This is a genomic window from Paenibacillus graminis (assembly GCF_000758705.1).
Classification (GTDB): Bacteria; Bacillota; Bacilli; order Paenibacillales; family Paenibacillaceae; genus Paenibacillus_AQ; species Paenibacillus_AQ graminis.
On the sequence record NZ_CP009287.1, the window covers coordinates 304,462 to 316,101 of the forward strand.

Consider the following 11,640-nt stretch of genomic DNA (forward strand, 5'->3'; position numbering starts at 1 on the left):
AGATAGGCAGTCTCTTTTTGCTGAACACAATTATTGTCTATTGTGCTGGTGTTCCGGCAGTCTCCTTAGCAAAAAAGTTCGGCAAATACTCCTTGTTTGCTTCCAGCATTTCGTCCAGCATGGCGATGGCTACTTCTACCGAAGGCACCAGCGGATGATGCGCCAGCGCTTGGATCGCCAGGCTGCGGTCGCCGGTCACGGCGGCGTCAATCGCGAGCTGCTCATAGGTTTTGACGGAATGGATCAGTCCTTTGGCCATCGGCGGAATCTTGGTCAGCGGCAGCGGCAGCGGTCCGGTCTTGGTCACCACACAGTTGACTTCAATGCTGGCATCCTCCGGCAGGAAATCAAGGATTCCGCGGTTTGCGACATTCAGCGTCTGGATATCGTTCGTGCCATTGTGAAGGGAACGCATCAGATTGACTGCGGCCTCGGAATAAAAGGCTCCGCCGCGCTGCTCCAGCTGCTTCGGCTTTTCGCTCAGCTCAGGATTGCCGTAGATTTCGAACAGTTCTTCCTCAACGCGTTTGACGACCTCGGCGCGGTTGCCGCCCTGCTTGAAGGATTCCAACTGCTCTGCGAGCATGGCATCGGTCATATAAAAATATTTCAGGTAGTAGGAGGGCAGAGCGTGTAAGGATTGCAGGAACTCGGGATTCCACTCCCGGGCCGGCACATTCTTTGCGCTGTAGCCTGCAGTATCAGCCAGCATGTCATCCAGTTTGTCTTCACCCTCTACATCAATGCGGGTAATCCAATGCAGATGGTTCAGGCCGACGAATTCGGCATAGATCCGGTCAGGCGCAGCATTGTATTTGGCGGATACCTGCTTGATCAGTCCGATCGGGGCATTGCACAGCCCTATACTTTTAACGTTCGAATACCGCAGCACGGCCTCGGTAACCATGCCCGCCGGATTCGTGAAATTGAGCAGCCAGGCATTCGGGGCCAGCTCTTCGATATCCCGGCAGATATCCAGGATTACAGGGATAGTGCGCAGAGCCTTCAGCATTCCGCCCGGGCCGGTCGTTTCCTGGCCGATCACACCGTATTTCAGCGGGATTGACTCGTCGCGGGCACGGGCATCCAGCATGCCGACACGAATCTGGGTGCTGACGAAATCGGCCCCTTCAATCGCCTTGCGGCGGTCCGTTGTCAGGTGGATTTCAATCGGAAGCCCTGATTTCTCTACCATGCGTTTCGCGAGGCTGCCGACAATATTCAGCTTGCGCAGGCCCGGTTCAATGTCCACAAGCCATAGCTCGCGGACGGGAAGCTCCTTGTGATGAAGAATGAAGCCTTCGACAAGTTCGGGGGTATAGGAAGAGCCGCCGCCGATGACGGCGATTTTGAGACCTTGGTTAGCTGCCAAGATAAATCACTCCTGTCTGGTTGTGATGGGAATTGCTTCGAAATCCTGAAACACACGCATTTTCTCATAAATCCCGTTGGTTACGATAATGCCGTCCTCCTCCAGTGCCGACCATACGGCACCAACGACAGGCTCCGTAGTTAAGGTGACTACCGAAGCATTCGGGGCTGCATTGTGAACCGCCTGCTCAATCGGGCCGCGGATCCAGCCCCGGTCGCCCCGGGTGAGCAGGCTTCCGGCCAAGACCACATCAAACACATCGTTTGCCATGCCCAGCCGATGGATGACAGCAGCAGCGGCTTTGCCCAGCTCCACGCCCTGGCGGTGCAGAATAGCCAGCGCGGCGGCGTCGCCTTCGGCCGCTGCCGGGAACAGCAGGCGGGCCGCGTCCAGCGGCACAGACTTCCCGTGATCGAGGAAGTCATTGAACATGTCCTCCACCTGTGCATAGCCGAGCAGCTTCAATAGCGGCTCTGTTAGCAGAGTGGGCGCCTCGCGCCCGTCCCAGGCCCGGAGCACAGTGCGGAATACCTCGATGTTCAGCGCTCCGCCGCCGCCGAAATCGCCGTACATGTAATCAAAGCCGCCGCATTGATAATGACGGCCGTCGCGGCTGCGCCCGGCGGCGTTCGTGCCGGTGCCGCAGATCAGGGCAACCCCGCAGGGGCGGCTCGTGCCCGCCCGCAGACCGATCATCGGATCGCCGCTGATCGTATAATTCATAAATCCGATGGTGCGGATCATCGGATGGAGGATATCGTAATCGGTCTTGCGGTCAGCACCGGCAAGTCCCAGGTAAGCGTGTCTTATATCGCTAAGCTGAAGTCCGGCTTCCGCAAGCGCCTCGAAGGCCGCCGCGCTGATGCTGGCGGCGGCCCGGCGGGCTCCCGTCTGGTGGTTGCCATTGCCGCTCCTGCCTTTGCCGAGCACATTGCCGTGCTCATCGCAGAGCAGGGCGTAGGTTTTGCTTCCTCCGCCATCGATGCCCATGTAGTAAGCCAATGGTCGTCACTCCTAAAGTTTTGTAGTCCACACTTCCTTAATATACTTCGCAAACCCTGCTTCGAAAGCATACGCTAAGTTTGGTTAGCTTTCGCATCCTGAAGTACTTCTAGTGAAACACGGTGTCTACTTGGATGAGGTAGATTCCCGCACAATCAGCTCCGGGTCAATCCTTACGTTGGCACCGCGCTTCATGGTCCCGCCTATGCGTTTCAGCAGCATATCGGCAGCGGCCAGCCCTATCTTGTCCGCCGGCTGGCGCAGGGTCGTCAGATGCGGGCGAAGCTGCGAGGCGATGTAGTGATCGTCATAGCCGACAATGGATACCTCTTCCGGGATGCGGACTCCTGCCTCCATCAGGGCGTTGATTACCCCGAGGGCGATATTGTCATCGCCGGTAAAAACAGCCGTGGGCAGATTGCCTTCGGACAGCCAGCGTTTTGCGGTATCGTAGCCCTGGGCGATTTCGAAATCGCCATGAACAACTTCGAAGGGCGCCAGCCCTTGTTCCTCAAGCGCCTTCAGGAATCCCGCGCGCCGTTCTCTGGTACTGCGGAACATCTCCTGTCCGCAGAGATGGGCGATAGAGGTATGCCCCAGCTCCAGCAGGTGGCGGGCTGCGGCATACCCGCCTTTTACATTGTCAATGGTAATCGAATAGCTGTCATTCTCGGGCTGCTGGTTATCAATCAGCACATAGGGGATGCCCCTCCGTTTCAGCTCTACAATATAATTATCCTCCTGCATCGGAGAGAGCAGAATTAGACCGTCTACCCGGTCCTCCTGGATCAGGTAGTGGTTCTCGTCGGAGCCGATGCCGGTTGAAATGGAAATGGCCAGAAAATATCCATGCAGCGCCAGCACCTCATTCAGCTCCTTGACCACCGCATCGAAAAAGGAGTCCTGCAGTGTAGTAACGATCAGGCCAATGATGCCGGTCTTGCCGCTGGCCAGGCTGCGGGCCGCCGCATTGGGGCGGTAATCCAGCTCTTTGATGGCTTCCAGCACCTTCTGGCGGTTTTTCTCGCGGACCGAACCTGCGCCGTTGATGACCCGGGATACCGTGACTACGGATAACCCGGATTTTTTGGCTACATCAAAAATACTTACTTTCATCTCAAACGCTCCTTGCAGCGGATTTTCCGAATCTAACCTTACCTTCAGTATACAGGGCTTGCCGGATATCCGCTAAACGTAGGGATTTATCTCTTAATAATCTCGGTCACTTTCTTCTGGATGACCGGCATAACCTCCTCCAGTGTCTTATGTCCGGTTTCGACCGGCTGCAGCTCATTGATGAACATGTCGTTGATCTGCGAGTAGTTGGTGATCAGATGGTTGTAGGATTCGAAGCCGTATTTGACCGCGCCCTCGTAGACCTTTTTCACATCCTGCGGATCAATGCCTTCAAAATGTTTATAATACGCTTCCGCGGCTTCGGTGTTGACCGGCGGGTTGCCGCCGCTCAGCTCGATGGACTTCTCCTGGACTTCGGTAGTCACCAGATATTTAATCCATTCAAAGGCTTCCTTCGGATGCTTCGAATCCTTCAGAATCATCAGCGGATCAACGAACAGTGTGCTGCGCACCTTGTCATTGCCTCCCCAAGGAACGGCGGCTACACCGATTTTGAATGGAAAATCATTTGCTCCCGCCAGGTTCCACGAGCCGCCGATGGACATGCCGATTTTACCTGCGACGAAGGGATCGCCGTTCTGGCCGGCCACGCTTTTGCTCCACTCGGAGGTCGGTGAGACTTTATCCTTGAATATCAGATCGAACAGCTTTTGATAAGCTGCAATCACCCCGGGAGAGTCGAAGTGAGTTTCGGAAGGCACGCCCCCGTTCGACCAGGTATCTTCAGAATAAGGCTCAGCTCCAAAATAAAGCGGCCGCATATCGCGTTCGGCCCAGGTGAAGTCCACACCGTACTGGGTCTTGGCAATATCATCAGAGACCACGGTCATTTTCTTAGCTTCTTCGACCATCTTGTCAAAGGTCCAGCTTTTGTCCTCGTAATCGCTTGGCGGGTAGGAGAGCTTCGCCGCATCGAACATGTCTTTGTTGTAGAGCATCAAGGTGACATACATGTTGACCGGAATGCCGTAGGTGCGGTCCTTGACGGTGTAGATCTTCATGAGATTGTCGGGGATGTGGTAATCCTCCTGCTTGAACCCGTCCTCTTTAATCAGATCTGTCAAATCCAGCAGCATGTCCTTGTTGTAATATTCGGCAAAACCGCCATATCCGTAATGGCTCGTGACATCCGGAGATTTGCCTCCGGCGATCAGTGTCTGCAGCTTGCTGTCAAACTGCTCGTAGGGCGCTTTTTCCACCTTGACCCGGATGTTCGGATGTTCCTTCTCGAAGTCGGGAATCAGTTTCTCAATAAACGTGCGGTCCTCGGAATCAATGGTATAGTGGGTGATCGTTACTTGTTCCCCTGAGCCGCCGCTGTCTGCTGCGCCATGATTTCCTTCAGCCACATTGCCCGCCGATTTGCCTCCGCTGCAGCCGGATAAGGCCGCCATTGCGGTTAGACCGGCTGCAAGCAGCAGGGCGGATGTTTTGCGGTTACGGTTATTCATCAGCTAATCCCTCTTTTCAAGTCGTATTGGGCCGCCGGATTAGGGCGGTAATTACTTGATGCCGGTTAGTACAATGCCTTCGACGAATTGCTTCTGGGCAAGCGCAAACAAGGTAACGATAGGAAGCATCGCCAGTACAGAGGCAACCATCAAGAGATGCCAGGGCGGAATGCGGAAGCGCGACGAGGTCAGGGAAGCCATGCCGACCGGCAGCGTGAACTTCTCCGACGAGCTTAAGTAGAGAACGGGCGTAAGCAAGTCATTCCAGCTGTAGATAAAAGCAAAAATCGCAACCGTTGCCAGCGCCGGAGCCGACAGCGGCAGGGCAATTGTCCACCACATCCGCAGCTCGCCGCAGCCGTCGATCCGTCCGGCATCGAACAATTCTTCCGGCAGGGTGGAGAAGAACTGCCGCAGCAGGAAAATGTTGTACGCCGAGCCGAAGAACGCGGGCACGATCAGCGGCAGGAAAGTATCAATCCAGTTCATGTGGGAGAAGAGCACGAACTGCGGAATCATAATCGCCGGATACGGCAGCATCATGGTGCTGAGCACCAGGACGAACAGGAACTGGTTGCCTCTTCCTCTGAACCGGGCGAATCCGTAAGCGACCAGCCCCGAGGAGATCAGGGTGCCGATGACCGTCAGCACGGCAATGATCAGGCTGTTCTTGTAGAGCGTACCGAACTGCAGCGTATCAAAAATATCCCGGTAGTTGCTCCACGCCCAGCTCTCAGGCAGAAAGGTCGGCGGAAACTTCAGCATCTCCTTCTTCGACTTCAGCGAGGTGGAGACCATGAAAAACAAGGGCAGCAGCATTAGAAAAGTGGTGATCAGCAGTGTGATGAAGCTGGCTGCCTTCACGGGATCGATTCTCCGGCGGTGCGCGGAAGCGGCAGGGCGGTGGTTGGCTGTTCGGACAATGCTCATCGGCGTCCGCCTCCTTCATAGTGCACATAACGGTTCGACAGCTTCATAATAATCGCCGTGAATATCATGACGACGATCAGCAGCACCCACGCCAGGGCAGAAGAGTAGCCGGCCCGGTATTCCTTGAAGGCGCTGGTGTAAAGATTGTAGACATAGAACCAGGTAGAGTAGTTCGGACCGCCTTGGGTCATGACGAACGCCTGGGTGAAAACCTGGAATGAATCAATCAGGCCCATAATGAGCTGGAACAGCAGCACCGGTGAGATCATCGGCAGGGTGATATTCAGGAAAATTCTGAACCGCCCGGCTCCGTCAAGATTGGCGGCTTCGATGAGGCTGGCTGGCACACCCTGCAGCCCGGCCAGGAAGAGGATCATGCCAGAACCAGCAGTCCAAAGGGACATGATAATCAAGGCATACAATGCTGTGTCCGGGTTCATCAGCCAGGCCGGGCCATGGATGCCGAACCAGGAGAGCATGTAGTTGAAGAGGCCGATCTGCGGGTTGAAGATCCAGTACCAGAGGAGCGACATGGCTACCCCGGACACCATGCTCGGAAAATACATCGCCGTGCGGAAAAATCCGCGCAGCGGGATCGTCTGGTGCAGCAGCAGGGCGAAGCCAAGACCCAGCAGCAGCTGTATCGGCACACTGACGAGGGTGTACCTCAGGGTAACCGTGACCGATTTCCAGAACAGCTCATTGTGGAACATCTCCGTGTAATTGGCGAGTCCAATGAATCTTGGCGGGTGAATGATGTCATAATCGGTGAAGCTGTAATACAGCGACGAAAGGATAGGATACAAGGCGAACACCAGAAAACCGACTAGCCACGGAGAGATGAACATATACATATAGAACGTCTGCCGCCTGCTCTCACTCTTAATCACTTACACACCAGCCCCTCATGTCATAAAGTATAAGCGCTTTAACTTTTATAATAAATAAACGTTGTAATATAGAATAAATAAAGGGTATTAATTTATAATTCGCTTTAAAAGTTTAATCGTTTAAACTTTATGTTCGACCTGATGAGAATATCATAGATGATGGCCGGAAAATAATCAACCCCTAATTTAAAATATAAAGCGCTGTCAGTGAAGAAATATGACACAATATAAAATTTACGTATTGTTTTGGAGGTGTGAATGCTGGAATTTCGAGGGTTTGTGTGAAGTAATATGACATTTTGGTGGCGTGAATATAAATAAAACAGCAAACCCCCTAATGATCGGTAGGCTGCTGTTTGTATTTTTGCTACTATGACCGGTTCTAACGTTCTTCCAAAATCAGTTAACGGGTAGTCCGCTTTGGGCGGCTACTATAGATATCACACCAACGGAAGTTCGTCGAGCCGTTCGTAAATCAGCAATCCTTTCTCTTTCGCCACCCTTACCATTTCGTCGGCACCCTGAGATGCTCCCCCGACTCGAAGCACGGCGTTACAGTAATCAAGCAGGCGAATGGAAGACGGATGAAAAATGTTGTTAAAAATCTCATCTCCCTGAGCAGTGGAACCGGCCGTCGCGATAAGAGGCAAAGCATACCACTCCCCCAGCACCGGCATGTGTCCAGCCTCGTAAACTTGAAGGGCGATTTCATTCATGTAGTTGACGTTTTTCTCGATTAATACATGATCATCATTCGTTCCAGAACGATAGGGGCCGGCGATGAGAATATGCAGTGGTTTTGATTGCACTTTTAAGAGGCCTTGAATCTGGACGTGCTGGAGCAGCATTATCGTCTTAGCGTCACGAATCTCCCCGCTTTCGACCATGTCTAGTGCTTGAGCAAACGGAAGTTCCACCACCTCAATGTTTTCCTGCTCCTCCTCAAGGCCCCCGCCGCGGCCCGTTGTCATATCTTCACTATATTCGGCTACATAGAAGTGCAGGATTTCGGTAACGGAGCCCGGCGACATATAAGCCTCGCCAACTTTTTGCACATGGCGGATACGGTACCCTGTCTCTTCCTCCGTCTCCCGCAGAATACCTTCTTCCGGTGTTTCTTTATCGAGCAGCCCCGCACAGGTTTCGATGAGCATTCCAGTCTCATTGCCGTTCCTGTAAGTAGGCATTCGGAACTGCCTGGTCAGTACAACAGTTTGTTTATGCCGGTTATAGAGCAGGATCGTCGCGCCGTTGCCGCGATCGTACACCTCACGGGATTGTGTCTCCCATTGTCCATTGTCTTTTTCAAACTCGAATGTAACCTTCTTTAAGGTGTACCAGTTATCCGATAAAAGCTCCTCTTGTACAATCCGTACTCTTGGGTAATCCTGCTGTGCCTTCATCTCATTTCCTCCCTAAAAAGATTCCGTTCTCTTTAGTCATTACGAGGGGCCCGTTCTGCTGCAGAAGCCCGTTGATATGGTCTCGAAACTTGTCATTAACCGCTCCGACAAGCCGCTGTCTTGCGTTCATCGGCGTAGAAATCATATATTCGATCAGGGGCTCCGCTTCGTCAACCAACAGCCGGTCTTCGTATCGAAGCAAGCGAAGATCGGAGAAGCAAGAAGACAGTAAGTCCCTTCCATTATCCAGGTGGAACCGTTTAATAGCCTGATCCAACACATGCAGGTCGGGGTCAAACGAGGCCGCCAAGTGTTCAATTTCTTGCAGGTGCTGCGTGCTCATCGTAGCGGTGCACACTAGACCTCCTTGTTTTAGGACACGGTGCATCTCGAGGATTGCTCCAGGGATGTCCGGCACGTGGTACAGCATGTTGTTAGCGATAACCATATCGAATTGCTCATCATGGAAAGGGATTTGCTGTGCATTAACAGATAAGAACTTAAACTGCGAATTGTTCCTCCCCAAGCTGGAACGCGCTTCTTCCACCATTCCGCCCGACATATCGGTAAGCGTGATGCGCCAGCTGCTTGGAATCCGTTCGGCGTTTCTTATCCAAAAGGTCCCGTCACCGCAGCCCAGCTCGAGAATGCGTGCTCCCGGTTGTCCCTCCAGTTGTTCAAAGATCCAGCGATGCCAGCCTTGGGGATTCGTACTATACCTGTCGTAAAGATGTATCCGCGTTTGCAGGCGGTTCGCCGTCTGATACTGCTCTCCCCAATTGTTCTCACTCTGCACGGTTTGAATAACATCCGCCAAACGGTTCCAATCGGACCCGTAAGCAGACATTTCCAGAGCATCCCGTATTGCATGCACTACGTGCTCCGTATGAGCGGCTTTTCTCTGTAGGACATCGAGTTGTGCTTGCAGGGAGTGTCTGATGTCCACGCTCGATAACGATTCTGCATCTAAAATGTCCTTTATTTTTTGAAGCGGCAACCCTAGATACTTCAACATCTGGATTTGCTGTAATCTTTCCAGGTCTTTCATGTTGTACGATCTTTTGGCTCCGGTGTGATGATCTTCTGGACTCAGAAGCCCGATTTGATCGTAATACCGCAATGTCCTGACCGTGATCCCTGTACGTTTGGCAAGCTGTCCTGTCGTCAGACCGTTCTGTTTGTCCATCCAATTCTCACATCCAATTGTTTACTCTTGCAGGTCGTTCTCAGTCAGTATAGCAAATGACGTAACGTCACCTTCAAGCAAAATAATAATTTACCCTAAAGGGACTTTTTACCAGTCCCCGGTGGGTCTTTGGTATGGTTGAAACAAGCGGCCGACTGAGACTATACGACGATTTTTTCCGATATGCGGTTGGAATGTTGTCATGGCAGGGATGGCTGGGTAATAGAGATGATTAGAACTATCAAATTTGGCTGGGCTTGGATTAGGAGCCAAGAAAACGGAGGGAAAGATCATGGTGGCACAGACAGTATCAGGCATCAGCCCGGTACAGGCCATTGCAGCTTACGGTGGCACACAAAGCGATGTCAGTTCCATGGAGAAGCAGCGGAACCAGTTGCTGATGGAACTGGACAAGGTGAATGCAGCGCAGGGCGGAGAGCGGCAGGCTCCATATCGCCGTGAGCAGCTGCAGCGGAACATTCGATTGCTGGAGGCCCGACTGGTGCAGAAAAGCGGGAGCAGCGCCTCAGCCAATTTTGTACCTGCTCCACCGCTTCAAGACCATCTCCCGCTCTGGCGGACTGAACGAAAGGGAGGCCTCCAGGGCATCGGTCAGACTGATCCCCGGACGGCGACGGTGAATTCAGAAGGCCGCTTCAACGTGTTGATTTAGACAAGAAAGCGAAGGTGCGAAAAGCGTCTGGTGATGAACCGGCTTCCCGCACCTTCTTTTTTTAACGCTGTTTCCGCAAAGTTTGTTGTTTTATACAGAATGCAATTGATTTATTTGTTGAATAACATATAATGTAAGTTGTGTTTTTTTAATCAAGTTTGGGTGGTGGTATTTATATGAAAGTGGTCATAGGAGCAGGGCAGACAAAGTATGATGATTGGCTCAATACCCAAGAAGATGAATTGAATTTACTATCTTTGGAAAGTTGGATCAATTTATCTGAACCAGAGAGTATTGATGCATTTTTGGCTGAACATGTATGGGAACATTTAACTTACGAGGAAGGGATTACGGCGGCGAAGCATTGTTATCAGTTTTTAAAACCTGGTGGGTACATTCGTTGTGCAGTTCCTGATAAAAATTTCCGTAACGATTGGTATCAACAGATGGTTCAAGTCGGCGGTCCTGGACCAGCGGATCATCCTGCGGCATCTCATAAAATAGTTTATGATGCAAAAACCTTTGTATCTGTATTTGAAATGGCAGGGTTTGAAGTAACGTTGTTGGAGTATTGCGATGAGAATGGAGATTTTCATTATACATACTGGAATGAAATGGACGGGAAGGTAGGGAGATCATTTCGCTTTGATACAAGAAATTCCATTAAAGAATTAGGAATGGTATCCATTATTATAGATGCAAAAAAGCCGTTACTAATAAAAAGTAATACTGCAGATTGACACGTTAGTTTATAAAAGGATCACCTCTTTCGGTAGTCCTTTTAACTTCGCAAATTTCTTATAGTATGTAGCTGTGTCAGTTAAACTCGCATTGATGCGTTGTTGGTTTATTCGACGAGAAGCAGCTTGCCGATACCTCTATAAGAAGTTAAAGATCCTCGTTATTTCCTTTGAATAAAGAGAATAATCTCAATATACAACTCTGTCATTTCTTTTGGGGTTTTATCTAAACCATTTCGAATCCATTGTTCAATTAATCCTAAAAAAGCAGAGGTTATAAAGGATAGAAAGTATTCCAGTGGGACCTCTAAATCTGCATAGAAACCTTCATGCTGTTCTAAATTAAAACGCACCTTTTTTGAAAAGGCATTCATAAATCGAATGTGGAAACCCGCTCTGCCATGATTGCCTAAAAATATCTTTATAATTGGAGCATTGATTTCGATGGAACTGAACAATGAATCAGCTAATTGTTTTTGTTCTATATCGATCGTGCGAGTAGGCAAGTACCGGGATTGTAATTCATCAATATGATTTCCTATATCTGAAAATAACTGCTCTTCCATTTGATTCAGTAAATCGAATTTATCTGAATAATGCAAATAAAATGTCCCGCGATTAATTTGCGCTATTTTCGTAATGTCCCCTATCGTAGTCAATTCGAACTTCTTTTTTTCTAAAACTTGGAGAAATGATTTTTGAATAAGATATTTTGTTTTTTGTTTCTTCTCTTTATATATACTCATTAAAAATCACCCTCTTCTTTAAATACAACAACTTCCCTACTTCTGTTCATTGCTTATGCTATCCCCAGATTATAAGATAATCACATGCTGGAAATCAACGTATTGAAAAA

The 11,640-nt window shown here is 50.7% G+C and carries 11 protein-coding genes; 2 read left to right on the forward strand and 9 right to left on the reverse strand.

Translation table 11 applies throughout. The features are described from left to right. Window positions 1-37: 37 nt before the first annotated feature. From PGRAT_RS01395 to PGRAT_RS01430, 8 genes are all read right to left on the reverse strand, one after another. Window positions 38-1,372 (reverse strand): 6-phospho-beta-glucosidase, encoded by a 1,335-nt coding sequence (locus PGRAT_RS01395; RefSeq protein ID WP_025703156.1) that lies wholly within the window; start codon window positions 1,370-1,372, stop codon window positions 38-40. Between the two features lie 6 nt (window positions 1,373-1,378). Next, window positions 1,379-2,374 carry an N-acetylglucosamine kinase gene (locus tag PGRAT_RS01400; protein WP_042265863.1) on the reverse strand — a complete coding sequence of 332 codons (996 nt, stop codon included), beginning with the start codon at window positions 2,372-2,374 and terminating at the stop codon, window positions 1,379-1,381. A gap of 126 nt (window positions 2,375-2,500) precedes the next feature. After that, on the reverse strand, window positions 2,501-3,490 hold the full coding sequence (locus PGRAT_RS01405; RefSeq protein WP_025706689.1) for a LacI family DNA-binding transcriptional regulator: 990 nt from the start codon (window positions 3,488-3,490) through the stop codon (window positions 2,501-2,503). 86 nt (window positions 3,491-3,576) lie between these two features. After that, on the reverse strand, window positions 3,577-4,962 hold the full coding sequence (locus tag PGRAT_RS01410) for an ABC transporter substrate-binding protein (RefSeq protein ID WP_042265866.1): 1,386 nt from the start codon (window positions 4,960-4,962) through the stop codon (window positions 3,577-3,579). A gap of 51 nt (window positions 4,963-5,013) precedes the next feature. Then, window positions 5,014-5,892 (reverse strand): carbohydrate ABC transporter permease, encoded by an 879-nt coding sequence (locus tag PGRAT_RS01415; protein WP_042265869.1) that lies wholly within the window; start codon window positions 5,890-5,892, stop codon window positions 5,014-5,016. Next, window positions 5,889-6,746, reverse strand: coding sequence for a carbohydrate ABC transporter permease (locus PGRAT_RS01420; RefSeq protein ID WP_042265872.1), 858 nt, complete (start codon window positions 6,744-6,746; stop codon window positions 5,889-5,891). Before PGRAT_RS01420 ends, PGRAT_RS01415 begins: the two co-directional genes overlap by 4 nt. Window positions 6,747-7,222: 476 nt before the next feature. Then, a complete protein-coding gene (gene nudK, locus PGRAT_RS01425; protein WP_025706069.1) occupies window positions 7,223-8,185 on the reverse strand; it encodes a GDP-mannose pyrophosphatase NudK in 963 nt (320 codons plus the stop codon). Window position 8,186: 1 nt separating this feature from the next. Beyond that, complete coding sequence (locus PGRAT_RS01430; protein ID WP_025706068.1) at window positions 8,187-9,371, reverse strand: MerR family transcriptional regulator; 1,185 nt, start codon at window positions 9,369-9,371, stop codon at window positions 8,187-8,189. Window positions 9,372-9,663: 292 nt separating this feature from the next. Between PGRAT_RS01430 and PGRAT_RS01435 the strand changes: the two genes are divergently transcribed. Both PGRAT_RS01435 and PGRAT_RS01440 read left to right on the forward strand, forming a co-directional pair. Further along, on the forward strand, window positions 9,664-10,044 hold the full coding sequence (locus PGRAT_RS01435) for a hypothetical protein (RefSeq protein ID WP_025706067.1): 381 nt from the start codon (window positions 9,664-9,666) through the stop codon (window positions 10,042-10,044). A 176-nt stretch (window positions 10,045-10,220) separates the two neighbouring features. Continuing rightward, window positions 10,221-10,784 (forward strand): class I SAM-dependent methyltransferase, encoded by a 564-nt coding sequence (locus PGRAT_RS01440; RefSeq protein WP_025706066.1) that lies wholly within the window; start codon window positions 10,221-10,223, stop codon window positions 10,782-10,784. Between the two features lie 161 nt (window positions 10,785-10,945). Here the strand turns inward: PGRAT_RS01440 and PGRAT_RS01445 are convergent, their stop codons facing one another. After that, the gene (locus PGRAT_RS01445) at window positions 10,946-11,530 is read right to left on the reverse strand and encodes a TetR/AcrR family transcriptional regulator (RefSeq protein ID WP_025706065.1); all 585 of its coding nucleotides are present in this window, start codon (window positions 11,528-11,530) and stop codon (window positions 10,946-10,948) included. Window positions 11,531-11,640: the final 110 nt, after the last annotated feature.